Genomic DNA, 24,576 nt, shown 5'->3' with positions numbered 1-24,576 from the left:
GGGAACCGTTCTCAGAAATCCTTAAACCCGATACCTCCCTACCCACGAACATGCACAAAGACGAACTTCTGGAGCTTCACGAGGAGATGGTGCTCATCATGGAGTACTTCCAAGACCGCGAGGACGTGACCGACGGCCTCTTCGACCCGTACGAACAGCTCGACGTCGACCCCTCGCACGTCCACAAATCCAAGAGCGAGCACAAGCACGCCGTCTTCGTCCTCGGCAACGCGCTGGCGACGGCGATGAGCGACGACGAGTTCAGCGAGGCGGGACGTATCGGCAAGCGGATGCAGGAGTTGGCCGACGACGCCGAGCAGAAGATCTGAATCCGATTTTTCGACCCCGCGACGGAGACGACCGAGAGCGCGCCGTCTCCGCGAGGACCTTTGGTCCACGCGGGCGCGAGGCGCATCGCGCCCGCGGTTCGTCACTCTCGTCTCCGCGTCCGAGTTCGTCTTCGCATACACGTCTGCTATCTCTCGCGCGAATCCGGCACGTTCGCACCCCGTAGGCCGGGAGAACGGGTAGCACGGTACGGTTTCGCAACCTGACGCTTTTCAGACCACTCTCGTTTGTGAAAATTTCGACTCTGTAGACCGTTCGCCCGCGATTCGGGCCGTTTGGGGCGTAAGATATTTGAACGGGTTGTGATACCCTCGTACTATGGAAACGCGCACGGTCGAACAGATAAATAGCTGGAACTCCCGACCGGTCTCCGGGGGGTACGCCGGCCTCCGAGAACTCTCGGACGGGGAGTTCTCCGGGGCGGTGCAGGCCGCGGGGGCGTGGCTCTTCATGCTGAACGGTCGGGTCATCGGCGTCCACGAGGGCTCGCTGGAGGACTTCGAGGACGCCGACGGCACCGCCTACGCCGCGCCGCACCCCTCGCTCCCGCTGCTCTTCAGCATGCAGGAACGGGGCGGCGACACCCGGGCGAAGTACTACACGAACGACACGCCGCTGTCGGAGGCCGACGGGACGCTGACCGACGGCAACTTCACGGGCTACGTCGAACTCAGCGAGAACGTCCTCAGCGGCGACTACTACGTCGCCTACTACGGCGGGCGCTCGATGAGCGTGGCGTTCGTCGGCGCGAGCGAGCAGGTGGTCACCGGCGACGAAGCCTTCGACCGGGCCGACGACGAGGTCGGCATCTACGAGGTCCGGGACGTGGACCTCGAAGTGCTCGACCTACCCGAACCCGAAGACGCGACCGAAGACGACCCCGAACCGACCGGCGCGGCGGACCCCGACGCCGACGCTTCGGACGACCGCGCCGCGCCGTCCGGCCCCGCGTCCGAACCCGCCTCCGACGGCCTCGAACCCGACGCCGACCCGGAACCGCGGGCGAGGAGCGATTCGGGACCGGGCGCGACGCGCGACCGGTCGTCTTCGCCCGCCGCCGCGACGGCCGACCCCGACCCGTCGGCCGGCGCGACGAACGCCATCGCGGAGGCCGAGTCCGACCCGGCGGCCGAAACGACGCCGGTCGGAACCGACGCCGCCGACTCGGCGACCGAATCGCCCCGGCGCGAACCCGCCGAGGTGAGTCGAACGGGCGCGGAGTCGGCTGACGCGGGCGCGAGCGAGGCGAGTACGTCGGACGCGCGGACGGCCGACGCGAGCGCCGGCGCGAGTGCCCAGGTCCAGACGGCCGCCGAGCAGACCGCAGCGCCGGCCCGTGACGAGACGACTACGGTCGAAGAGTCGGCGACCGCCGAGGAGGCGGTCGCCGAGGACGACGACGCCGCGGCCGGCGCCTTCGACGAGGAGGAGGAGTGGCGCCAGACGACCACCATCCCGTCGCTGAACCCCGACCGGAGCGCGTCGAAGGACGAGTCCGAGGGCGCGTCGGGCGACGCGGCCGGTGCGAGCGCGGCGAGCGCGACGAGTACGAAGGGCCGACAGACCGACCGGCAGTCCCGCGACGGTCGGTCGACCTCCGGACGGTCGTCGGGCGCAACCGGTCGGGCGGCCGAACGTGAGAGCGCACGGCGCTCGACCACGGCCGACTCCGGCGGCGAGCGCTCGGCGAGCGACGACCGGCGTTCGTCGCGGCCGGACGACCGACCCGCGTCGGCCCGCTCGACCAACGACGACGCGTCGGACGAGAAGCGCCGACAGCTACGCTCGCAACTCCAGCAGCGCGAACAGCAGGTCGAACAGCTCCAGGCCCGCGTCTCGAAGGTCCAGTCCGAGCGCGACGAACTCGAACGCGAGCGCGACGCGCTCCGCCAGGAGGTTTCGCGCCTCGAATCCCGACTCGAGGCCACGGAGGCCGACGCCGCCGGCGGGGCGGCCCGGCAACTCAGCCGTGCGCAGGCGTTCGACGGGACCAACCTCTTCGTCCGTTACCGCTCGAAGGGCGAGGCCACGCTCGACGAGGCGGCCGCCGGCCACGTCGACGCGTCGGACGTGAACGAGAACCTCCGTCTCGAACACCACACCCAGTTCGAGGCCGAGGACGTCGCCGTGGACGGCGAGGAGTTCGAGGCGTTCCTCCACGACTCGTTCGAGTACCGCTTCGCCTCGTGGGTGGTCGAGGAACTGCTGTACGAGATACGCGAAACCGGCCACCGCGGCGGACTGCGCGACCTCTACGAGTCGATTCCGAAAATCGACCGCGTCGACCTCCACGGGGCTGTGAGCGCGGGCGACGAAGAGGAGGGCACTCGCCAGGAGTCCTTCGACGTCATCATGCGCGACCGGATGGGCAACCCGCTGGTCGTCGCCGACCTCAACGGGAGTCGGGACCCGACGACCGGCGAGATGATGGGGTCGCTCGTCGACGCCTCGACCGGCGTGGCCAGCGCTCACGGCGAACTCGCCGGCTCGTTCCAGGTAACCGAGAGCTTCTTCGAACCCGAAGCGCTCGAAACCGCCGAGAGCGCGACTAGCGGCGGGATACTCAGCCGCGAGAAGAGAGAAAGCTTCGTGAAGCTCTCCCGCAAACAGGGGTACCACCTCTGTCTGGTCGAATCGCGCAGCGGCGGCTTCCACCTGAACGTTCCGGAGCTATAGGACTCCGCGCGTTCGGCGTTTTAACTCTCTGCTTCCGGGGACTCGCCGATCTTCATCTCTCCGAGCGTCGCGTTGATCTCGTCGATCTTGCCGTCGAGTTCCTCGACGAACTCCTGGGTGCGCTCGGTCGTGATGGCGCCCTGGCTCGAGGGCTCGATGAGGTTCTCCTCTTCGAGGACCCGGAGGGAGTACCGAACCTTGTGGTGGGGGTAGCCGGTTTCGTTCGACATCTTCACGATGCCGATGGGTTCGCTCTCGATGACCATCTTCAGCACCTGCAGATGACGCTCCAACATATCGACTTCCTTCTCAAGTCTATCTATCATGGCACGTGTTAACTTGTCTTAGAGACTTTTAAAAGTTGCTGTCGGTCGGCGGTGAACCGCGAGACAGTGTACGAGTGTTACTGATGATAGTAGTTAACAGTTCTGGCTTACGTCTCGGCCGGAAGTGTACTCGAAGATGCAGAACGACGACGGACGCGTCCCAGAAAGTGTACACGTTCATGTATTCATTCGGCCGAAAGACCGTAATCGGTTTAGGGAGCGCCCGAGAACCCTTCGCCGTAATGACCGTAACCATCGTCGGTTCGCAACTCGGCGACGAGGGGAAGGGCGGCATCGTCGACCTCTGGGGCGACGCCGCCGACGTCGTCGCGCGCTATCAGGGCGGCGACAACGCCGGCCACACCGTCGTCGAAGACGGTACGGAGTACAAACTCTCGCTCGTTCCGAGCGGCGCCGTTCGAGGCAAAGTCGGCGTCCTCGGCAACGGCTGCGTGGTCAACCCCGAGACGCTGTTCGACGAGATAGACGACCTGAAAGAGCGGGGCCTGAACCCCGACGTGCGCGTGGCCCGGCGCGCGCACGTCATCCTCCCGTACCACCGCGTCCTCGACGGCATCGAGGAGGACGTCAAGAGCGACTCGGACATGAAGGTGGGGACCACCGGCCGGGGCATTGGACCTACCTACGAGGACAAGATGGGTCGCCGGGGCATCCGCGTCGGCGATCTGCTCGACGCCGACGTGCTCCGTGAGAAACTGGAGTACGTCGTCCCCCAGAAGCGCGCGCTCGCCGAGGACGTCTTCGGCGTCGAGACGGGCGAGGAGTTCGACATCGCCACGCTGTACGATACGTACAAGCGCTACGGCGAACGCCTCGCCGAGGAGAACATGACCGTCGACGCGGGCGAGTTCCTCGCCGGCCGCATCGACGCCGGCGAGGGCGTGATGTTCGAGGGCGCGCAGGGCACCATCATCGACATCGACCACGGCAACTACCCCTACGTCACGTCCTCGAACCCGACGGCGGGCGGGGCCGCGACGGGCACCGGCCTCGGGCCGGGCGTCGTCGGCGGCGGCGAAATCGTCGGCATCGTCAAGGCGTACCTCACCCGGGTCGGCAGCGGCCCGCTGCCGACCGAACTCGGCGGCGTCGAAGGCGACACCCCCGGCTACGACGAGCAGGGCGGCGGCGAGGACGAGGAACTCGCCGAGTACATCCGCGAGGAAGGCGGCGAGTACGGCACCGTCACCGGGCGCCCGCGGCGGGTCGGATGGCTCGACATGCCGATGCTCCGCCACTCCGCGCGCACGAACGGGTTCACGGGCCTGGCGGTCAACCACGTCGACGTGCTCTCCGGCCTCGACGAGGTGAAGGTCGGCCACAGCTACGACCTCGACGGCGAGGAGATATTCACGATTCCCGCGACCACCGAGCGCTGGAGCCGCTGTGAACCGAACTTCCGGAGCTTCGACGGGTGGGAGGACACCGACTGGAGCGCCGTGGTCGAGGAGGGCTACGACGCCATCCCCGAGAACGCCCGGGCCTACCTGGAGTACGTGAGCGACGAACTCGATGCCGACGTCTACGCCGTCGGCGTCGGACCGGGCCGCGAGGAGTCGGTCGTGGTCGAAGACCCCTTCGAGTAACGTCCCCACTCTTCGCTCGTTTTCCGAATCTTCCGCCGTTCTTCGAACTTCCGTCAGAAACCTGGACTCTCATTGCGACCCGAACTTGTCCTTGCTCGTCCAACAGACGTTAAGGACCTGCGGCCCCACCATGGTAGTCGGGGTTGTCGGGGAGTGGTGACGGTCTTGCGCGGAGCGACGGCTCCGTCGGAGTCCACCGGCGAAACCCGCCACGAAGCATGCGCAAAGTCGAGCTCATCTACCTGCACGCGCTGCTCGCAACGGTCCACGAACACCTAGATGCGCGCCGCGACCTCGCCGCCGACTCGCTGGCGGAGTACGAGCGAAGCGAGGTCGGTCCGTACCAGATTCAGTTGCCCAAGGACGACCACGAGGCGGCGATACGCCTCCTTGCCGGCGGTATCGCGGCATCTGTCCGCGACGGCGAGGAGTCCGACCGGGACGCGGAGCTTCAGGAGGCGTAACGTCCGGGCGGTCGGACGAGGCGACACGAGGCGTCTCGTATTCGTCGGGAGTCGTCCGAATTCGCCCGCGGTCAGGGTCGAACCCGTCACGCTTTTGACCCGGCCGCCCACACGTGAGGCCATGAAGGAGTCGCTGATGGACATCATCTGCTGTCCGCTGGACAAACACGAACTCGAACTCGACGTGGTCGAGTCGAACGAAGAGGAAGTCCTCGACGGGACGCTCACCTGCACCGAGTGCGGCGAAACCTACCCCATCGAGGACGGCATCCCGAACCTCCTGCCGCCGGACATGCGCGACGCCGAAGCCTGAGGTGAAGTTTTTTCTACTCTCCGTTTGAGGTACTCGATAGCCGTGTCAGAGAGTCTGTCCGTCGACCTGAACGAAGAGCGCCTTCACGACATCCGGACGCCCGCGACGTTCGAGACGACGGACTCCTTTCCCATCCTGCTCAAGAACGGCGACGCGCCCGTCCACGTCCACCTCCACCTGGACGACGCGCTCTCGCGGGTCGCCACCATTCCGGCGAACAACCACTACGTGGCCGCCGACACGACCCGACAGGTGACCGTCGAAGTCCGCGACGGTCCCCGACCCGTCGAGGGCCGACTGAAGATCGTCACCGGCCACGGCGCGGAAACCGACTACGTCGACGTCGACGTGGTCGAACCCGACGAACGCGCCGACGCCGTGGCGGTCGACGAGTCGCTCTCCGCGCCCCGACGTCGGAACGCCGGCGACGGTGACGACCAGGAGGAGGCGGGCTTCGAACTTCCGGGACTCGACGCGGTCCGGCGGAACGCGCCCGTGCTCGTTCTGGGCCTGCTGGCCGTCGTCGCCGCCGGAAGCGCCGCCTCGGTCGCGAACAGCGCCACCGTGTTGCTGGGCGCGCTGGCGGTCCTCGCCAGCGTCGTCGCGGCCGCGGTGTTGCTCGTTCGGTAGCCCGCGTCGCCGCCAGCGCGATGCAGTTCGCGGTCGCCCGCGCTCACGCGCGGGCGACCGCATCGTTTTTCGCAATCGGGTTCGACGGGTCCCGCATGTCACTGGCAGAAGACGCGCGGGCCGCCGTCCGCCGTCACCCCTTCCTGCTGACCGCGCTCCGCGCGGGCGTCGTCAACTACACCGCCGCCGCGCGATTCCTCGACGATGAGGTCGGCGGCGACGCCGACCGAGACGCCGTCGCGACCGCGCTCCGGCGGTTCGCCGAGTCGTTGTCCGAGTACGACGCCGACGACCGGCGGGTCCGCGTCTCGATGCGGAGCGGCCTCGGCGAGACGGACGACCCCGACGACGCGCTACTGGCGGTCGGCGGCGCCGCGCTCGCGCCCGGCGAAGGCTCGCTGACCGGCGTTCTCGCGGCGGGCGACGTGGACGCCGCCGCGCTCTCGGCGGTGCTCGGGCGGTTGCTCGCGGAAGAAATCGACGTCGTCGCGGCGGGCGTCGGGGGCGACGCGCTCTGCGTGGCGGTCGAGCGCCGCGACGGTCCGGACGCGGTCCGGGCCGTCGAGTCGGCGCTGGAGCGCGTCCCGACGCCGAGGGAGTGACCCGTCGCCTGCGCCTGCACGCTCGTCCGAGTGCCAGCGGTGGAGGCGGTTCGCGCCGCCTCACCCGACTTTTCGTGGGTACCGCCGGCCGATAAACGTCGGCGGCCGTTCGGACCGTTCACCACCCTTCGAACCGTTTATCTCGGAAGCGCCGCCGGAAATCGAAGTCCGGAGACGGAGTCGATTCGCGGACCCCGGGCGAGCGAGTCGGCGCGTAGTGTCCCTATCGACGCTTTCAAACCGACGCTGGCGGTAGAAGTGGGTAATGACGCTTCAGGTGACGAACACGCTGACCGGCGAGCGTGAGACGTTCGAACCGCAGGACTCCGACTCGGTGTTGCTCTACTACTGCGGCCTGACGGTTTCGGACTACGCTCACCTCGGCCACGCCCGGTCGTGGGTCCACGTCGACGCGATGCACCGCTGGCTCGAACACTCCGGGTACGACGTCCGCCACGTCGAGAACTTCACCGACGTCAACGAGAAGATCGTCGCCCGCATCGGCGAGGACGACCTGGGCGACAGCGAGCGCGAGGTTGCCCGCACGTTCGTCTCCGAAACCCTCGAGGACATGCGCTCGCTCAACCTCCTCCGAGCGGAGGTCTACCCCCGCGTGAGCGAGCACGTCCCCGAGATCATCGATCTGGTGGAGACGCTGGTCGAGAAGGGCTACGCCTACGAGTCCAACGGGTCCGTCTACTTCGACGTGACGACGTTCGAGGAGTACGGAAAGCTCTCGAACCAGGACGTCGAGGAGATGGAGGCCCAGGGCGAGGAGGACGAGCGCGCCGAGAAGCGCCACCCCGCCGACTTCGCGCTCTGGAAGGCCGGGGAGGCCCACCCCGACGACGGCGAGTCCGGCGGCGAAACCTGGGAGTCCCCCTGGGGCGAGGGCCGTCCCGGCTGGCACATCGAGTGCTCGGCGATGAGCATGACCCACCTCGGCGAGACGCTCGACATCCACGTCGGCGGCCAGGACCTCGTGTTCCCCCACCACGAGAACGAGATCGCCCAGAGCGAGGCCGCGACCGGCGAGCAGTTCGTCGACTACTGGCTTCACGTCCGCCTGCTGGAAACCGGCGGCGAGAAGATGTCCTCCAGCCTCCAGAACTACTTCACGGTCCGCAACGCCGTCTCGGAGTTCGGGGGCGACGCCGTCCGGATGTTCCTGCTGTCGACCGCCTACAACAACCGCCAGACCTACAGCGAGGAGGCCCTGGAGGAGGCCGTCGAGCGCTGGGAGCGCCTGGAGCGGGGCTACGAGCGCGCGGTCGAAGCGGCCGACAGCGAGGCCGCCCGCACGAAGGTCGTCGGCGACGACCTTCGCGCCGCGGTCGCCGACGCCCGCGAGGGGTTCCCCGCGGCGATGGACGACGACTTCAACACCCGCGAGGCCATCGCGGAACTGCTCGAACTCGTGAGCGCGGTCAACAAGCACCTCGACGAGCGCGAGGAGTACGACTACCGGGCGCTGTGCGACGCGGTCGAAACCTTCGAGGAGTACGGCGAGGACGTCCTCGGATTCACCCTCGCGGGCGAACCCGAGGGCGACGTCCGACTCGTCGAGGACGTGGTCGAACTGGTGCTGGAACTGCGCGAACAGGAGCGAGAAGCCGGCAACTACGAGCAGGCCGACGAACTCCGCGACGAACTCGAAGCCCGCGGCGTCGAGGTCCAGGACACCGACGAGGGGCCGACGTTCCGGGTCGAGTAGTCGACGCCGCGCCCGCTTCGACCGTCCGAATCGCCATCGTCTCCTCTTTTTTCTCGATCACGGCGCCGGGAGATACGAACGTTCATGTCAGTTCGGGAGGGAATCCCGGACCGATACCATGTCCGAGTTCCCCCGCCAGCAACTGAAAGCCACGCTGTTCGGCATCCAACTCACCCTCCTCGGCGTCGGCGCGGCGCTTGTCGACCCGGTGGGCGTGGTCCTCGTGGTCGCCGGTTCGTTCTTCGCGTTCGTCGGCATCGCGAACCTCTAAGGAGACGCCTCGACGACTCCGTTTTCCGTCGTCCGGCAATCTGGCCGACTTGCCACGTCGTTCGCCGAGCGTGGCGTATATTTTCATAACTTATGCCAAACCAAAGTTTGTACTCCATAGCGCTAATGGAGTACCAAGTGATATCCAGTACCACTGATTTTTATTACCGATGACGGAGGAGCTGAACGCGTATGATGCAGCGATTCTCCCTCCGAACCGAGGTGAATAGCCGATGATCAGCGGTCTGCTGGCGGTCGGCCTCCTCACCTCGGTGTTCGCCGGCATCAACACCGGCGGCTCCTCCATCGGCGAGTCCTTCGGACCGTCGGTCGGCAGCGGCGTACTCTCGACGCGTGTCGCCGCCGCGCTCATGTCCGTCTCCGTCCTGCTCGGCGGCATCACGCTCGGCCGCCACGTCGTCGACACGCTCGGTCACGGCTTCGTCCCCCAGGCGTACTTCACCCTCCCCGCGGCCATCGGCGTCCTGCTGTTCACCGGCCTCGGCATCCTGCTCGGGAATCTCCGGGAGGTTTCGGTGAGCACGAGCGAAACCGCAGTCGGCGCCGTCGCCGGCATGGGCGCGGCGTTCGGCGTGCTCGACTGGGAGACTATCGGCGTCGTCGTTACGTGGTGGCTCGTCTCGCCCATCGTCGCGTTCTGGCTGTCGGCCGTCGTCGGCCGCTACTGGTACCACCGCATCGAGGACCGCCTCGACCTCTCGGGCGGGTCGCGCTCGACCGCCGGGAAGGCGCTGGTCGTCGTCATCGCCTGCTACATGGGCTTCTCGGCGGGCGCGAGCAACGTCGCCAACGCCATCGCCCCGCTGGTCGGCGCGGGCGTCCTCCCGATGGCCCCCGGCGTCCTCCTCGGCGCGGGGGCGATGGCCGTCGGTGCGTTCCTCATCGGACCGCGGACGATGGAGACGGTGGGAAACGAGCTCACGTCGCTCTCGCTGGAGGGTGCGCTCGTCGTCGAACTCATCGCGGCGACCATCATTACGCTCCTGAGCCAGGCGGGAATTCCGGCGAGCCTCGCCATCACCGCCGTCACATGCGTCATCGGCCTCGGCTGGGGCCGGGCGACTCGCCACGTCGAACTCCGGGAAGGAATCGGACTGGACCGGCCGCCGGCCACCGACGGCGGAACGGCGGCGGAGCCGACTCCCGACGACCTGTTCAGCGAGGAGACGACTCGCCACGTCGTCGTGACGTGGATGCTCTCGCCGACGGTCGCCGCCGTCCTCTCGTTCGTCTGCTTCAAACTCGCCGTCTGGGGCGGGCTGGTGTCGTTCTGAGCCGGTCGAGTGGCGTCATCGGTCGAAAGACGTCATCGAACCACGGTCACGGGGACCGGCGACCTGCGGACGACCGTCTCCGCGACGTTCCCGATGAGGATTCGCTCCAGCAAGTCGCTCCCGTGACTGCCGATGACCACCGCGTCGAAGTCCGCCGCGCGCGAGACGATAGCTTTCGCTGGCTTCCCCACGTCGACGACGGTCGCGATTTCGACACCCCGGTCGGCGGCGATTTCGCGGGCGCGGTCGAACACGTCTTCGGCGTGCGCCTCGGCGGCCGTTTCGATGTCGTCGTCGAGGGCGAGACTCGCCGCCTCCCCCATGAACGCGCTCGGAACGCCGACGACGTGGAGGACGGTGACCGCCGCGTCGGGATGCGTTTCGAGCGCGTATTCGAGGGCCTTCTCGGCCATCTTCGAGCGGTCCATCGGCACGAGGATACGGAACGCCATGCGACTCAGACGCGTCCCGACGGCAAAACGCCGCCGGTGAAATCGACGCGAGCGCCCGGGACGACCCGCGCGTTTGATAAGGCGGGGCGGTCAACGCCCGGACACTCATGGCACGCAACGTAGCTGCTGGCATCGTCCTCGCGCTCCTCGTGGTGACGAGCGGATGCGTGGGCTTCCTCTCGGGGCCGGTTTCGTTCAGCGCCTCGGCCGCGACGGTGAACGACGCGGCGCTCGAACAGACGGGCTACGAGCACAACCGCACGCGCGATTTGACCGTCACCCGGAACTTCTCGGTGGCCGGCCAGTCCAAGCGCGTGGAGGTCACGAACAAGCTCTCGGAGTACCACCGGAGCGTGGGCGTCCCGGGCGTGGGCGAACGGCGCGTCGCGGCGTTCGTCACGTTCGCCAGCCCGCAGGTCGACGTGCTCGGCCAGTCGTTCAACCCGCTTTCGAAGTACGACAACCGCCAACTCGCCGAGCAGTTCACGGCCCAACTGAAGAGCGTCGGGAACCTCCGGAAGGTCGGCGAGCGTGAGGCGACCATGCTCGGGAAGACGACGACCGTGACGAAGTTCGAGGCGACCGTGACCACCGTCGGCGGACTGGAGTTCGACGCGAACGTCCACGTCACGAAGGTCAAACACGGCGACGACTACGTGGTCGCTATCGCCGTCCACCCGAAGCGGCTCAGCGGTCACCAGTCGAAGGTCGACACGCTCATCGAGGGCGTCGAACACGAGCAGTAGCGCCGAACCACCGGTAGCGGTACCGATAAACGTTTTTCTCGGTCCGGGTACGAGCGAGTGACATGAACAGCGCGCTGGCCGCGGGGGTCGCCCTGACGGCCGCCGGACTCGTGGGCTACCTCGTCGGTATCCTCGCGCCGTACCCCGGTCGGGCGTTCTCGGTGACCGGTGTCATGGTGGGAATCACGCTCCTCGCCATCGGGTCGGCGGAGAGGGCCGAGCCGTGACCGTCGAAGCGGTGGTGTACACCGAGGAGGGAGTGACCACCTACACCGACCTCGAAACCGCCCGCGACGCCGCCGGAACGACGTGGATTCGCGCCTCGGCGGCGACGCCCGTCGAGTTCGAGCGCGTCGCCGCGGCGTTCGACATCCACCCGCTGTCGATAGAGGACCTCCAGAACGGCGTCCGGCCGAAGACCGAGGAGTTCGACGGCCACACGTTCGTCCTGCTGAAGACCGCCACCCTCCGGCGGGGCGAGACGACGTTCGAGGAGGAGATCCGCCGCGAACCGGTCGGCATCTTCGTCGGCGACGACTGGCTCGTCACCCTCTCGCAGGAGCGAATTCCCGCGGTCGAGCGCGTCTGGGAGATGGTCTCCCACGAGGAGAGTCGAGTCCTCCGCCACGGTCCGGACTTCGCGGCCTACCGCGTCATCGACGGCATCGTCGACGGCTACTTCGAGGTGCTCGACGACATCGAGGACCAGATAGAGCGCGTCGAGGAGGACGTGACGACCGCCACCGACATCGAGACGCTCGAAACCATCAACGACGTCCGGCGGGACCTGCTGTCGTTTCGGAAACTGCTGTGGCCCTCCAGGGAGGCGGTTGGCTACCTCGCACGCGGGGACCCCGACCAGATACAGGTGACGACCGAGAAGTACTACCGGGACGTCTACGACCACCTGGTCCAACTGGTCGACCTGACCGAAACCTATCGCGACCTCGCCAGCGGCGCGCGCGACATCTACCTCAACACGCTGTCGCTGTCGACCAACGAGGTGATGAAGCGTCTGACCGTGGTGGCGACCGTCGTGCTCCCGCTCACCTTCGTCGTTGGCGTCTACGGGATGAACTTCGACGGCGGACCGTTCAACATGCCGGAACTCGGCTGGACCTTCGGCTACCCCGCGGTGATGATAGGGATGGCCGCCGTGACCGTCATCCTGGTCGTGTACTTCCGGAGCGAGGAGTACATCTGAGTCCGGCGATTCCCCCTCGACTACTCGACAGCGAAACCCGAGGCCCTCGAACCTCCGGAACCACCGGAACCCGACGGCTCGCCGGATGTTTTTTTACACCCCGTTTCGGAGTCGTCGATATGAATCCCGTCCGAACCTGCGGCCTCTCGTTCCGAAACCGACACCCCGAGGCCATCGCGCTCTCTTCGCTGTTCCTCGCGCTCACCGCGGCACACCTGTGGGCCGCGCTAGTGGTCACGTACGCGTTCCGGCCGGCGGACGGCCTGGTCGGCGACGGCCCACTCTCGACGTTCGTCCTCTCGCTCTTTCTGACCCACGGCCTCGGACTGGCGGTCGGCGCGGCGGCGCTCGCCCGGATACTGGACATCGAGGTGCCGCTCGGACCGCCGGCGGTAGACCGCCTCCCGGCGGCGGCCGCGGTCGTCTCGGCGCCCGTGTTGCTCGTCTGCGCCGTCGCCGTTACTGCCAACGTCGCGTTCGACGCTTCGCTTGCCACGCTCGTGCAGACCCATTACAGCCCGCAGGTCGGGCCCTCGTTCGTCGTCGTGCGGGCGTTCGTCCCCGCCGCCTTCGCGGCGGTCGGATACGGACTGCTGTTCTTCGGGGTCGTCCAGCAGCGCCTCCGCGCGCTGACCGGCCCCAGCCACGCCACGGTCCTGACGACCGTCGTCGCGGGGGTCTACTGGGTCGGCCGCCCAATTACGTCGAGCGTGACGCGGTTCGAACCGAACGCGGTCCCCGGGTTCGCGGCGACCGTCCTCGCGGGTGCCGCGTTCTGCTTCTGCGTCGGACACCTCTACCGAGGAGCAGTTCACGAGTCGCTGACGAGCGTCCTCCGGGTCCGCTACGCCCCCGTCTTCGCGGTCGGACTGCTCGCTCTTTCCGCCGTCTTGGCCGACCTCGCCGACCCTGTCGGCGGGACCCGCGACCTCCTCTGGGTCGCCACGTTCGCGGTCGGGGCCTTCGGCTACGAGCGGACGCGTTCGGTCTGGGTCCCGGTGCTCGCGCTCGCCGCCCTCCAGTTCTCTGTCGACGTCGTTGCGCTCCTCGAAGCCATCCTAGGCGTCGCGCCGGCGTAGCCCTCCGCCGACGCGAACGTTGAAGTAGGAGAACGGCACCAAATCGCGCCGGAGGTATCCCGCAGGGAAGCGGTTCACCGACATTCCACGCTCGTAAGCCAAGATGTCCGGGTCGTCGGGACGGCTATCCGGGGTCGGTCTGGACGAGCGTCACCCCGACGAGCACCAGCGCCGCGCCCGCCACCGTCGCCGCGGTTATCGGTTCTTCGAGGACGGCCGCGCCGAGCGCCAGCGTCACGACCGGTTCGACGGTGCTGACGATGCTCGCCCGACTCGCGCCGATTCGGCGTATCCCCGCGAAGAACGCCAGGATGGGCAGCGCCGTCGCGACCACGGCGATGGCGACGACGATGGCCCACTCGCGGCCGGTCGCCGGGACGGCCAACCGTCCCGACGCGGCCCCGTAGGCGACGTAGGCGACCGCCGCCGCCGGAAGGACGTGGGCGGTCAACGCCGACGCGTCCACCGACGAGAGCGTCGCGCGACTCGCGGTGATGTAACCCGCGTACACCGCCGCCGCGCCGAGGACGACGGCGACGCCGACGGGGTCGGCACCGGCGGGGTCGGCGCCCGTCACCAGCGCGACACCGGAGAGCGCCGCCAGGAGCGCCAGCGCCGTCCGCCGGGTCACGCGCTCACCGAGTCGCGCCGCCGCCAGCGCCACCACGAACACCGGATAGGTGTAGAGGATTACGCCCACCAGCCCCGCGGTCATGAACGTCAGCCCCCAGAAGTAGAGGCCGCTCATCACCGCGTAGCCGAGCGCCCCGAGCGCGAGTCCGGCGGCGAGGTCCCGGCCGCCCAGCGGTCGGAGTTCGCCGCGGACGCCCAGCGCCAGCCACACGACCACCGACGCGAGCACGAACCGGAACGAGAGCAGCGTCGGAATCGTCATCCCCTCGGCGGCCGCCAGTTTCCCGAAGATGCCGAGCGTCCCGAACCCGACCGCCGACGCCACCACCAGCGCGGTCCCGACCCAGTCGTCCATGGCCTCCGTTCGCGCCCCGACGGAAAAACGGCTGGCGTTCCGGCAGCGCTTCGGTACCGCGGCGAACCGGTTGGCATAAACGCCGGCCGTCCGACGTCTCCGACGATGGATACGCTGACGGCGCTCGAAGACCGGACGCCGCCGATGGCCGCGCTCGCTGTCGCCATCGCGGCGGTCAGCACCAGCGCCATCCTCGTCCGGTACAGCGAGGCACCGAGCGTCGTCAAGGCGTTCTACCGGGTGTTGTTCACCACCGCGATGCTCGCACCGCTGGCCGCGACGCGCTACCGCGGCCAGCTCCGGTCGCTGTCGGGCCGCGATCTGGGGGTCGCGGTCGTCACGGGCGTCGCGCTCGCCGCCCACTTCGCGACGTGGTTCGAGAGCCTGGAGTGGACCACCGTCGCGGCGAGCGTCACGCTCGTCCAGTCCCAACCGCTGTTCGTCGCGGTCGGCGCGGCGGTGCTACTCGACGAGCGGGTCAACCGCTGGATGATGGTCGGCATCCTGGTCGCCGTCGCCGGCATCGTGGCGATGTCGCTCGGCGGGCTGGTGTCGGGGGCTGCGCTCGCCGGCGAGCGACCGCTCTACGGCGACGCGCTCGCGCTCGTCGGCGCGGTCACGGCCGCGGGTTACGTGCTCGCCGGACGGTCGCTCCGCCAGCGGGTCGCGCTCGTTCCCTACGTCACCGTCGTCTATAGCGTCTGTGCGGTCGTCCTGCTCGGCGTCGCGCTGGCCGACGGCGCGACGGTCGCGCCGTCGGCCTACCCGCCTCGGGAATGGCTACTCTTCGTCGGCATGGCGGTCGGTCCGGGAATCCTCGGCCACACCGCCATCAACTGGGCGCTGAAGTACGTCGAGTCGAGCGTGGTCAGCGTCACGCTCCTGGGCGAACCGGTCGGCTCGACCCTGCTGGCGCTGGCGCTTCTGGGCGAGGTGCCCGACGCGTTCACGGTCGCCGGCGGCCTGGTCGTGCTCGCCGGCATCTACGTCACCGCCACCGGCCGACCCGATTCGGACGCGTAGGCACCGCCTACGCGTGAAGGGCCGTCTCTTTTTCATCGCCGAGAATAGGAGTCGACCGAGCGCAGGCCGTGCTTACGCATCTAGTAATCGTCAACTGTACACCTAGCAGACACGTCCTGCGAACACGACAGAGAGGCCCTGAAACCGGTACATACGCCAGATAACAAAGGGCTGTGGAGTCGGATGTGTTCGAGTAACGATGCCGTGACGACCGATTCGGAAGTTAAGACGACCGAAACGCCCGGAAATCGCGAAACCACGCATCCAAATCCACCCCACCATGCCCGAAACGAATCCCCGCCGCAGACGCCGCGAGCCGCCCTCGACGCGGCCCGCAGATAGCCTCGGCGGCTTCGACGGACAGTATCGGCCCACAAACGAACCCGGACGACCACCGGTACGCGCGCGTACGGGAGGTGCCCCGTGACGCGCGACCGACTCCGGAGCGTCCTGCTCGCCGGATTGTTGGTCCTCTCAACGCTGTCGACCGCCGGCGTCGGTGCGGCCACCGCGGCGGGCGGCACGACGACGTTCACCGTCACGCAGAACGGCGAGTGCATGGAGGTCGCCCCGCTCGGTTCGGGCGATCAGAACGTCTCGGCGTTCTACGACTACCGCAAGCCGAACAACACCGAACCGCCGGAGTACACCTACTCCTCCCACGGGACGAAGCACCTCCAGGAGAACCAGAACAGCAGCGTCTTCGTCTACCGCGGGAGCGAGGGCTACAGCCTGGTCTTCCTCCACGACGAACTGGACGAGGGCGACCAGGACGCCCCCTACGCCAGCACCATCACGTTCGAACTTTCGAACATGGACGACGGCGAGTGGGTCGTCCGCGACGACAACTACACGATAAACGGCCAACCCCAGGACGACAACTGGGACATTAGCGGCTCGAAACACGTCATCGACTGGATGTGGGCGGAACACCGCACCGACGGCGGCGCGTTCCGCGGCATCGCCGACGACACCATCACCGTCACGCCCGGCTTCAACGAGGACGCCGCCCACTGGGGCGACTGGAAGTACTCGGGCGACAGCGCGAACCGGACCGACGCCTGGAAGCTTCTGGGCGCCGACTCCGAGCGAACGCTCGACATGGACTCGTCGATAACGGTCGAGAAGGGCAGTTGCGGTGACGAGACGGCCCCGCAGGCCGACCTCTCGGTTTCCTCGCAGACGGGTAACGTCGGCGAGTCGATAACCTTCGACGCCACCGGGTCCACCGACGACAAGGGCGTCACCGAGTACCGCTGGGACTTCGACGGCAACGGCGAAGTCGACGATACGACGACCGACGGAACGGTCACCCACGCGTACGCGAGCGCCGGGACGTACACCGCCGAGGTGACGGTCGCCGACGCCGCGGGTAACACCGACAGCGCGAACGTGTCCGTGACCATCGAGCAGTCCGGCGAGGACTCGCCGCCGACCGCGAAGGCCGACGTGCCCGCCAACGTCACGGTCGGCGAGTCGTTCCAGGTGAACGCGAGCGCCTCCACCGACGACACCGGCATCGCGGAGTACGCCTGGAACTTCTCCGGCGATGTCCTCACGGGCGGTGTGACGGCGAACCACACCTACACGAAGACCGGTAGTTACGAAATCACGCTCACGGTGACTGACGAGGCCGGTAACAGCGACAGCGTGACGGAGCTAGTCACCGTCGAGAACGCCGACAACGGCGACACCACGCCGCCGACCGCGAAGGCGAACGTCTCGCCCGACCCGGCGGTGACGGGCCAGGACGTCTACTTCGACGCCGAGAACTCCACCGACAACGTCGGCATCGTCGACTACACGTGGAAGTTCGACGACGGCACGACGAAGTCGACCGGCCACGACCTGGTGATGCACTCGTTCGAATCGGCGGGCGAGCACACCGCGACCCTGACCGTGACCGACGCCGCCGGTAACAGCGACACCACGACGGTCAACGTGACCGTCGAGGCGGCCGACGTGACCTCGCCCGAAGCGGCGCTCTCGGCGTCGCCGTCGACCGCGGCGGTCAACGAGACGGTGACGCTGAACGCCAGCGAGTCCACCGACGACCGCTCCATCGAGGCCTACAACTGGGACTTCGACTCCGACGGCACCACCGACGAGACGACGAACGAGTCGACGATTACCCACGAGTTCGCCACGCCCGGCGAGCACAACGTGACGGTCGTCGTCAGCGACGGGCGCAACTTCGACAGCGCCACGACGACCGTCACCGTCGAATCGAGCGACGCGCCCGCCATCGAGTACGTCAACAAGTCGGCGATAAAGGTGACCGGTTCGTACGAACTGGTCGGGTACAAGACCGAGTACTTCGCCACCGACGGCTACGCCACCTCGACTCACTACGTCGAGAACGTCTCCGGGACGACGATCATCACCGCGCCCGACGACGGCGGCGTGAACGGGTCGCTCATCCTCTCGGCGTTCGCCGACGTGAACACGTCGGACTCGACGGTTGAACACGGCGCCGAGATTCCGCGCCACGACTACTACTTCGAGCAGATCAAGCCGGCTCCGGTCGACGTCTCGTTCGCGAACGCGACGAAGGCCGACAGCGAGAAGTTCGACAACGAGACGTACTACGTGAACTTCACGTACACGAACCCGAACGAGGAGACCCTGCTCATCCTCAACAACACCTTCAAGGACGAAAACAGCTCCACCGAGGGTCCGACGGAGTTCGCGCCCGGTACGCACACCGTCGGAGTGACGTGGCACCCCGAGAGTCCCGACGACCAGGTGACCTGGACGGTCAACCAGAGCAACTTCGACCTCGGCACCGTCTCGGCCAGTTCCCCGACCGCGAGCGAACTCCGCGAGCGGGGCAACGGGACCGACACCACCGCGCCGAACGCCTCCATCGTGGCGAGTCCGTCGTTCGCGAACGTCAACACGACGTTCACCTTCAAGGCGAACGAGTCGACTGACGACACCGGCATCGTGGAGTACCGCTGGGACTTCGACGGCGACGGTCAGGTCGACGAGACCACCGCGAACCAGACGGTCACCCACGAGTACGCGACGCCGGGCTCCCGCAACGTCTCGGTCACCGTGGCCGACGCGGCGGGCAACACCGACGACGCGACGACGCACATCTCAGTGTACGAACTGAAGTCCGACGAAGAGGCGCCGACCGCTCGAATCGACGCCCCCGACTGGGCCTTCCTCGACGAGGGCGCGCACTTCGACGCCTCGAACTCCTCTGACGACACGGAGATCGTCAGCTACCGCTGGGAGTTCGACGACGGCGAGAACGCGACCGGCGAGGAGGTCCACCACTACTTCGACACCGCCGGCGAGCACAACGTGACGCTCACGGTGACCGACGCCGCGGGCAACACCGACACCGCCACGGCGACCGTCGAAGTTCGGAAGCAGGACGTGACCGCCCCCGAGGCCGCGGTGACCGCCTCCGAGACGAACGTCACCGTCGGCCAGACGGTGACGTTCGACGCCTCGAACTCCAGCGACGAGAGCGGCATCGCCCGCTACCACTGGAACTTCGACGGCGACAGCGAGTTCGAGCGGACAACCGAGACGGCGACGACGACCTACACGTTCTCGTCCGCCGGCGAGCGCACGGTCGAAGTGGTGGTCCAGGACGACGGCGCGAACGGCCTCACCGACACCGCGTCGGTGACCGTCGACGTCCAGCAGAAACCGGACGACTCGCCCGGGGACGAACCGCCGACGGCGGCCCTCGACGTGCCGAGCACGGTGAGCCTCAGCGAGAAGTTCAAACTCAGCGCCGCCGCGTCCGCGGACGACGACGCCGTCAAGAAGTACAAGTGGGACTTCGGCGGCGACGGCGACTACGAGCGAAGCACCGACCAGTCGTACCTCTGGTCGCGCCCGTGGAAGGTCTTCGGCGAAGCCGGCACCTACGAGGTGTCGCTGACCGTCGTCGACTCGACGGGCCAGACCGACACCGTCACGAAGACGGTGACGGTTGAGAAGAAGGACCACACGAAACCGAGTGCCGACATCGACGTGCAGGACACCGTCGAAGTCGGCGAGCAGTTCACCGTCGAGGCGGTCGACCTCTCCGAGGACGTGGACCAGCTCTCGAACATCTGCTGGGTGTTCTACGACGGTCCCGTCGACTCGACGGAACCCCAGTACGGCGACGACGGAATCTCGGAGACGTGGACGTTCAACTCGACCGGCGAGAAGACGATTCAGTTGGAACTGGCCGACCGCGCAGGTAACACCTTCACGACCAGCGCCAACGTGACGGTCGTCGCCGACGACGGCAACGACGACGGCGATGATGGTGACGACGGCGACGACGGGGAGAACCCCTACAACCCCGACCCGAACCGCGGTTCGACCGGCGGTTCGGTCCCCGCGGCCGACCCCTCGAACTCGAACGACCAGAAGGCCGCGAAGGACGCCGCCGTCACCGCCGAGATGGGCGACGGAATCGGCACCGCGGCGATCACCCCGGCCGACGCGAACGCCGACCTCGAAGTGGTCGCGAACGCGACGGCCCCCGAGAACGTCACCGCACCGACGGCCGAGAACGTGGGCATCGAACCGCTCTCGTACCTCACCGTCTCCGGCGCGACGTCGGTCGAGAACGCGACGTTCACCGTCTCGAAGGCGACGCTGAACGCCAGCGACGCCTCGGCCGCCGAGGTCGGTCTATTCCGCTACGACGACGGGTCGTGGAACGCCGTCCCGACCGAGCGGGTCAACGAAACCGACGACGCCTACCGCTTCCGAGCGAACGTCTCGGAGTCGGGCACCTTCGCCGTCGGCTTCGCCCGACCCGCCTTCGCGGTGACCGACCTGACGCTGTCGCCGAGTTCGGTCGACGCGGGCGAGACCGCCACGGTCGTCGCCACCGTCGAGAACGTCGGCCACGCCGAGGGAACCTACGAGGCGAAACTCACGGTCGGCGGCGAAGTCGTCGCCACGAAGAACGTGACCCTCGCGGCCGGCGAAACTCGCGAGGTCAGCTTCGACGCGGCCATCGACGCGGCGGGCGTCTACACCGCGTCGGTCGGCGACGCGACGGCCTCCGTGACGGTCGAGAGCCTCGAAACCACCGCAGTCGAGACGAACGACCAGACCGCGACGACCGTCCCCGACGACGAGGGTTCCTCGTCGACCGTTCCGGGCTTCGGCGTCACGGTCGCCCTGACGGCCCTGGTCGCGGCCGCGCTCCTCGCGCGCTACCGCGACTGAGGTCCGTCTCCCGCTGACGCGATTGCGGTTTTCCTTTTTTCCGGACGCCGACTCTCTCAGCGTTTCGCGTTTCTCGGCGTTTCGCGTTTCTCGTCACTCGAACTCCGCGCTCGCGGCGACGCGCCGCGTCGCCGCGAGCGCGAACTGTCTCGAACTCCGGACCAAGTCTCCCGCGAGAAACCGACGAACGCCCGACGAAACCGCGGCGCCGCGTCAGTTCGAACGCCAGTTTGGTCGGAAGTAACCCCCGCGTCCGGCGAAGTTAAGCGTCGAAATAGCCGCGGTTAAGCGTCGCCGCCGGCGAACGTTGGGCACGGACTATCTCGCGTCCCGCTCGGACTATCCTCGCACAGCCGACGTATAACAAAGGGTCGAATCGCCGGAAGTCATGATGAGCCGCCGCGCGACGGCGGTCCGAACATCTGCGGCCGAGTCGGCGACCCGCCGGTGCCGCCCTCCGGCGGGTCGCCCGCCCGGCCGCGCCACCGACTCATCCATGACCCGGAGCCAACTCACCCGGAAGACGTTCGTCGTCGGTATCGCCCTCCTGCTGGTCGTCTCGGCGATCGCGGTCCCCTCGTTCGCGCCGTTGCCCTCGTCCGTCGGCACCGCGAGCGCGGCCGAGAACTCGTTCGTCGTCGTACAAGGCGACCGGTGCGTCGAGGTGTCGCCGCTCCGCGGGAGCGACGACGTCACCGACCTCTACGACTACCGCAACCCCGACAGCGGCGGGTCGTACGACTACAGTTCGCACATGCGCCCGCGGAGTCTCCAGGACGAGGACGGCAGTCGCCTCTTCCTCTACGAGGGAGCCGACGGCGTCAGCCTCGTGATGATACACAACCGGCTCGGCGGTGACGGCGGCGGCCACGCCGTCTCGTTCGACTTCGCCGGACTCCCGAGCGGCGGCGAGTGGGCCGTGGTCGACGACACCTACCGCAACCAGGACGACCGCGTCTCCCGAGACAGCATCGACTGGATGATGCGGGGCGACCGGACCGACGGCGGCGCGTTCCGCGGAATGGACCGCGAGGGCGTCGAGGTCACGATAGAACCGCGCTGGAACGAGGATGCCGCCCTCTACGACGACTACGACCGAACCGGCCACATCCGTAGCTGGCAGTTCCTCACGGGCGACCTCGACAGTCCCGAAACCGTCTCGCTCGACATGGACCGCGCGGTCACGGTTCGGACCGGCACCTGCGGTCCCGACGAAACCGCGCCCTCGGCCGCGCTCTCGGCCGAAGGCGGCGTGGCCGGCCACCCCGTCAGTTTCGACGCCGGCGAGTCCTCCGACGACCACGAAATCGCCGAGTACCGCTGGGACTTCGACGGCGACGGCGAGGTCGACCGGACGACCGACGACCCCGAAACGGAGTACACCTACAACGAAACCGGCACCTACGAGGCGAGCGTGACCGTCGCCGACGGTGCCGACAACACGGATACTGCGACCGCGAGCGTCGATATCGGAAGCGACGACCCGCCGGACGCCGCCTTCGCGGTCGACGGTGCCGTACCGTCGAACGGTTCGGAGGGGTGGTCGACGATAGCCGGCCAGCGCCTCGTCTTCGACGCCAGCAACACCAGCGACGACCTCGGCGTCGCCGAGTACCGGTGGACGCTGGGCAACGCCACCGCGACCGGCCAACAGGTCGACTACAGTTTCAGCGAACCGGGGACCTACACTGTCACGCTCCGGGCGAGCGACGACGGCGGCAACAACGCGACGGTGACCCGGACTATCCGGGTGCAAGCGCCCGACGAGACGCCGCCGACGGCCGCCTTCGAAGTCGGTAACGGAACCGGCGCGACCGGCCCCGTCGCAGAGTCGTCGGTCGTGTTCAACGCAAGCGCGTCGAGCGACGACCGCGGTATCGCCGAGTACTGCTGGGAGTTCGAGGACGGCGAATCGGCGACCGGCGAGCGCGTCGAACACGCCTTCCCCTCGGCGGGCAACCACACCGTGACGCTGACGGTGGTCGACGCCGCGGGCAACCGGAACCGGACCTCGCAGGTTGTGAACGTCGCCGCACCCGACACGACGCCGCCGACCGTTTCGCTGTCGGCGAATCCGAATGAAACCAGGGTCGGTCGGACGGTCGCGTTCGAGGCGAACGCCTCCGACGACCGCGGAATCGAGAGGTACCACTGGGACTTCGACGGCGACGGTTCCGTCGACACGACGACCGACGAACCCACGGCCCGACACAGCTATCGGAACGCGAGCAACTACACCGCGCGAGTAATCGTCTCGGACGTCGGCGGCAACAACGAGTCGGCGACTGCCGAGGTGCGGGTCGACCCCGACGAGCGGGCGCTGAGTCCGGGCGACGGCGGCGGAGGCGGTAACGGTGGCGGAACCGGCGGCGGAGCCGCCGGCGGAGGCGGCGGAGGCGCGACCGAACCGCCGTCGCTGGTGACCGACGTCCAGAAGCGGGGCGCCGACGCCGCGGTCGTGGACGTGCGCAACGCCCGGAGCGACGAAACCGTCCGGGCCTCACTGCCGAAATCGGCCGCGGCGAACGACACCGGCGTGCGGTTCCGGACCGTCGCGGTCGACCTCGCGAACGACGACAATCACTTCGTCGTGGAGACCGCTCGCGGCGTCGCCCCGGCGTCCGAACGGGCGGTCCCCGCCGACGCGACGCTCGGGACGCTGTCGGTGTCCACGAAGTACCTCGACGCCGCCGACGTCTCCGGCGCGACGTACGTCGTCGCGGTCGAGAAGCGTCAGCTCGCCGACCGGGGATTCGCGCCAGGCGACCTGACGCTGTACGGACTGCGGAACGGCACCTGGACCGAACTGAACACCACCGTCCAACAGCGGGGCCGGACCGCGGTCGTCCGGGCGAGCGCCGCCGACCTCACCTCGGTCGCGGTCGGGGCGAACCGGCCGGTAGCGGTGGCCGGCGCGTCCCTCGTCTCGGGGACGGTCGCGGCCGACGAACCGGTCGGAGTCGACGCTCGGGTCGAGAACGACGGCGCGAAGCGCGCGACACTGGCGGTCGACCTCTCGGTCGACGGGTCGGTGGTCGCGACGAAGAACGTCACCGTGCCGGCCGGCGAGGCCAAACAGGTCCGCTTCCGGCGGACGCTCTCGGTCGGCAATCACCGGGTCGCGGTCGCGGGCGAGCGCGTCGGGTCCGTGACGGTGACGGAAGGGTCGGCGCTGTCGGTCACCGACCTCTCGGCGAACGCCTCGACGTTCGCGGCGGGCGAGACGGTCGCGCTCAGCGCGACCGTCGAGAACCGCGGGGCGGTGCGCGCGACCCGGCAGGTCGACCTGACGCTGTTCGGCGAGCGCCTGGCGACGAAGAACGTCACCGTCCCGGCCGGCGAGTCGAAGACGGTCACCTTCGTCCGGCGGGTGGACGCGACCGGCGACTACACCGCGAAGGTCGGCAACCAAACCGTCGAACTGTCGGTGGAAGCGCGCGAAACCACCGCGAAGGGGCCGGGCGGCATCGCGGTCCCCGGATTCGGCTTCGGGACTGCGGTGACGGCACTGGCCGCGCTGTTGGCGGTCGCGTTCGCGGCGCGCCGGCGGCGGTAACCCGTTAGCCACGATAACCACTCCTTCTTCCGAGTTTCTCCGGTTTCCGGCCGTGCTCGTCGGGGGGCTCCGCGGGGCGCCGACGGG

The 24,576-nt window shown here is 68.1% G+C and carries 20 protein-coding genes; 17 read left to right on the top strand and 3 right to left on the bottom strand.

What is annotated here, in order from left to right:
- Window positions 1-50 precede the first annotated feature (50 nt).
- Window positions 51-329: a UPF0058 family protein gene (locus NGM07_RS01700; protein ID WP_253515890.1), complete on the top strand. Its 279-nt coding sequence runs from the start codon at window positions 51-53 to the stop codon at window positions 327-329.
- Window positions 330-666: 337 nt separating this feature from the next.
- Window positions 667-3,024, top strand: coding sequence for a DUF7527 domain-containing protein (locus NGM07_RS01695; RefSeq protein ID WP_253515878.1), 2,358 nt, complete (start codon window positions 667-669; stop codon window positions 3,022-3,024).
- A 20-nt stretch (window positions 3,025-3,044) separates the two neighbouring features.
- On the opposite strand, the gene NGM07_RS01690 is transcribed toward NGM07_RS01695, so the two are convergent.
- Window positions 3,045-3,350, bottom strand: a complete 306-nt coding sequence (locus NGM07_RS01690) for a hypothetical protein (RefSeq protein WP_253515876.1) — start codon at window positions 3,348-3,350, stop codon at window positions 3,045-3,047.
- 242 nt (window positions 3,351-3,592) lie between these two features.
- Here NGM07_RS01690 and NGM07_RS01685 point away from each other — a divergent pair, with 242 nt between their 5' ends.
- The 8 genes from NGM07_RS01685 to NGM07_RS01650 all read left to right on the top strand — a co-directional run bounded on the left by NGM07_RS01685 (window position 3,593) and on the right by NGM07_RS01650 (window position 10,245).
- Window positions 3,593-4,957 carry an adenylosuccinate synthase gene (locus NGM07_RS01685; RefSeq protein ID WP_253515874.1) on the top strand — a complete coding sequence of 455 codons (1,365 nt, stop codon included), beginning with the start codon at window positions 3,593-3,595 and terminating at the stop codon, window positions 4,955-4,957.
- A gap of 218 nt (window positions 4,958-5,175) precedes the next feature.
- The gene (locus tag NGM07_RS01680; RefSeq protein ID WP_253515872.1) at window positions 5,176-5,421 is read left to right on the top strand and encodes a UPF0058 family protein; all 246 of its coding nucleotides are present in this window, start codon (window positions 5,176-5,178) and stop codon (window positions 5,419-5,421) included.
- A gap of 121 nt (window positions 5,422-5,542) precedes the next feature.
- Window positions 5,543-5,734, top strand: coding sequence for a methytransferase partner Trm112 (locus tag NGM07_RS01675; protein WP_253515870.1), 192 nt, complete (start codon window positions 5,543-5,545; stop codon window positions 5,732-5,734).
- A 42-nt stretch (window positions 5,735-5,776) separates the two neighbouring features.
- On the top strand, window positions 5,777-6,364 hold the full coding sequence (locus tag NGM07_RS01670; RefSeq protein WP_253515867.1) for a DUF7524 family protein: 588 nt from the start codon (window positions 5,777-5,779) through the stop codon (window positions 6,362-6,364).
- A gap of 95 nt (window positions 6,365-6,459) precedes the next feature.
- Complete coding sequence (locus tag NGM07_RS01665) at window positions 6,460-6,966, top strand: DUF7523 family protein (RefSeq protein WP_253515864.1); 507 nt, start codon at window positions 6,460-6,462, stop codon at window positions 6,964-6,966.
- A gap of 265 nt (window positions 6,967-7,231) precedes the next feature.
- Window positions 7,232-8,680 carry a cysteine--tRNA ligase gene (cysS, locus tag NGM07_RS01660; protein WP_253515861.1) on the top strand — a complete coding sequence of 483 codons (1,449 nt, stop codon included), beginning with the start codon at window positions 7,232-7,234 and terminating at the stop codon, window positions 8,678-8,680.
- 118 nt (window positions 8,681-8,798) lie between these two features.
- A complete protein-coding gene (locus NGM07_RS01655) occupies window positions 8,799-8,951 on the top strand; it encodes a hypothetical protein (protein ID WP_253515846.1) in 153 nt (50 codons plus the stop codon).
- A gap of 232 nt (window positions 8,952-9,183) precedes the next feature.
- A complete protein-coding gene (locus tag NGM07_RS01650; protein WP_253515844.1) occupies window positions 9,184-10,245 on the top strand; it encodes an inorganic phosphate transporter in 1,062 nt (353 codons plus the stop codon).
- Window positions 10,246-10,277: 32 nt separating this feature from the next.
- Here the strand turns inward: NGM07_RS01650 and NGM07_RS01645 are convergent, their stop codons facing one another.
- Window positions 10,278-10,697 carry a universal stress protein gene (locus tag NGM07_RS01645; RefSeq protein WP_253515842.1) on the bottom strand — a complete coding sequence of 140 codons (420 nt, stop codon included), beginning with the start codon at window positions 10,695-10,697 and terminating at the stop codon, window positions 10,278-10,280.
- A gap of 107 nt (window positions 10,698-10,804) precedes the next feature.
- Between NGM07_RS01645 and NGM07_RS01640 the strand changes: the two genes are divergently transcribed.
- The 4 genes from NGM07_RS01640 to NGM07_RS01625 all read left to right on the top strand — a co-directional run bounded on the left by NGM07_RS01640 (window position 10,805) and on the right by NGM07_RS01625 (window position 13,726).
- On the top strand, window positions 10,805-11,443 hold the full coding sequence (locus tag NGM07_RS01640) for a DUF6517 family protein (RefSeq protein ID WP_253515840.1): 639 nt from the start codon (window positions 10,805-10,807) through the stop codon (window positions 11,441-11,443).
- A gap of 62 nt (window positions 11,444-11,505) precedes the next feature.
- Window positions 11,506-11,670, top strand: coding sequence for a hypothetical protein (locus tag NGM07_RS01635; RefSeq protein WP_253515837.1), 165 nt, complete (start codon window positions 11,506-11,508; stop codon window positions 11,668-11,670).
- Complete coding sequence (gene corA / locus NGM07_RS01630; RefSeq protein WP_253515834.1) at window positions 11,667-12,647, top strand: magnesium/cobalt transporter CorA; 981 nt, start codon at window positions 11,667-11,669, stop codon at window positions 12,645-12,647. Before NGM07_RS01635 ends, corA begins: the two co-directional genes overlap by 4 nt.
- A gap of 119 nt (window positions 12,648-12,766) precedes the next feature.
- Window positions 12,767-13,726 (top strand): hypothetical protein, encoded by a 960-nt coding sequence (locus tag NGM07_RS01625; protein WP_253515831.1) that lies wholly within the window; start codon window positions 12,767-12,769, stop codon window positions 13,724-13,726.
- Window positions 13,727-13,850: 124 nt separating this feature from the next.
- Here the strand turns inward: NGM07_RS01625 and NGM07_RS01620 are convergent, their stop codons facing one another.
- Window positions 13,851-14,714: a DMT family transporter gene (locus NGM07_RS01620; protein ID WP_253515829.1), complete on the bottom strand. Its 864-nt coding sequence runs from the start codon at window positions 14,712-14,714 to the stop codon at window positions 13,851-13,853.
- Between the two features lie 105 nt (window positions 14,715-14,819).
- Here NGM07_RS01620 and NGM07_RS01615 point away from each other — a divergent pair, with 105 nt between their 5' ends.
- From NGM07_RS01615 to NGM07_RS01605, 3 genes are all read left to right on the top strand, one after another.
- Window positions 14,820-15,737 (top strand): DMT family transporter, encoded by a 918-nt coding sequence (locus NGM07_RS01615; RefSeq protein WP_253515826.1) that lies wholly within the window; start codon window positions 14,820-14,822, stop codon window positions 15,735-15,737.
- Window positions 15,738-16,160: 423 nt separating this feature from the next.
- Window positions 16,161-20,933 (top strand): PKD domain-containing protein, encoded by a 4,773-nt coding sequence (locus tag NGM07_RS01610; RefSeq protein ID WP_253515823.1) that lies wholly within the window; start codon window positions 16,161-16,163, stop codon window positions 20,931-20,933.
- Between the two features lie 496 nt (window positions 20,934-21,429).
- Complete coding sequence (locus tag NGM07_RS01605) at window positions 21,430-24,489, top strand: COG1470 family protein (protein WP_253515821.1); 3,060 nt, start codon at window positions 21,430-21,432, stop codon at window positions 24,487-24,489.
- The last annotated feature ends 87 nt before the right edge of the window (window positions 24,490-24,576 follow it).

This window comes from Halorussus vallis (assembly GCF_024138165.1).
GTDB classification, from domain to species: Archaea; Halobacteriota; Halobacteria; order Halobacteriales; family Haladaptataceae; genus Halorussus; species Halorussus vallis.
Note: the sequence above shows the minus strand (reverse complement) of the source record. Positions and strands in the feature narration are given on the sequence as shown.

Coding starts and splice junctions, on each gene's coding strand:
- NGM07_RS01665 (WP_253515864.1), top strand. CDS start 6,460: ATGTCACTGGCAGAAGACGCGCGGGCCGCCGTCCGCCGTCACCCCTTC.
- NGM07_RS01680 (WP_253515872.1), top strand. CDS start 5,176: ATGCGCAAAGTCGAGCTCATCTACCTGCACGCGCTGCTCGCAACGGTC.
- NGM07_RS01620 (WP_253515829.1), bottom strand. CDS start 14,714: ATGGACGACTGGGTCGGGACCGCGCTGGTGGTGGCGTCGGCGGTCGGG.
- NGM07_RS01650 (WP_253515844.1), top strand. CDS start 9,184: ATGATCAGCGGTCTGCTGGCGGTCGGCCTCCTCACCTCGGTGTTCGCC.
- NGM07_RS01700 (WP_253515890.1), top strand. CDS start 51: ATGCACAAAGACGAACTTCTGGAGCTTCACGAGGAGATGGTGCTCATC.
- NGM07_RS01645 (WP_253515842.1), bottom strand. CDS start 10,697: ATGGCGTTCCGTATCCTCGTGCCGATGGACCGCTCGAAGATGGCCGAG.
- NGM07_RS01605 (WP_253515821.1), top strand. CDS start 21,430: ATGACCCGGAGCCAACTCACCCGGAAGACGTTCGTCGTCGGTATCGCC.
- NGM07_RS01615 (WP_253515826.1), top strand. CDS start 14,820: ATGGATACGCTGACGGCGCTCGAAGACCGGACGCCGCCGATGGCCGCG.
- NGM07_RS01655 (WP_253515846.1), top strand. CDS start 8,799: ATGTCCGAGTTCCCCCGCCAGCAACTGAAAGCCACGCTGTTCGGCATC.
- cysS (WP_253515861.1), top strand. CDS start 7,232: ATGACGCTTCAGGTGACGAACACGCTGACCGGCGAGCGTGAGACGTTC.
- NGM07_RS01625 (WP_253515831.1), top strand. CDS start 12,767: ATGAATCCCGTCCGAACCTGCGGCCTCTCGTTCCGAAACCGACACCCC.
- NGM07_RS01695 (WP_253515878.1), top strand. CDS start 667: ATGGAAACGCGCACGGTCGAACAGATAAATAGCTGGAACTCCCGACCG.
- NGM07_RS01675 (WP_253515870.1), top strand. CDS start 5,543: ATGAAGGAGTCGCTGATGGACATCATCTGCTGTCCGCTGGACAAACAC.
- NGM07_RS01635 (WP_253515837.1), top strand. CDS start 11,506: ATGAACAGCGCGCTGGCCGCGGGGGTCGCCCTGACGGCCGCCGGACTC.
- NGM07_RS01685 (WP_253515874.1), top strand. CDS start 3,593: ATGACCGTAACCATCGTCGGTTCGCAACTCGGCGACGAGGGGAAGGGC.
- NGM07_RS01640 (WP_253515840.1), top strand. CDS start 10,805: ATGGCACGCAACGTAGCTGCTGGCATCGTCCTCGCGCTCCTCGTGGTG.
- NGM07_RS01690 (WP_253515876.1), bottom strand. CDS start 3,350: ATGATAGATAGACTTGAGAAGGAAGTCGATATGTTGGAGCGTCATCTG.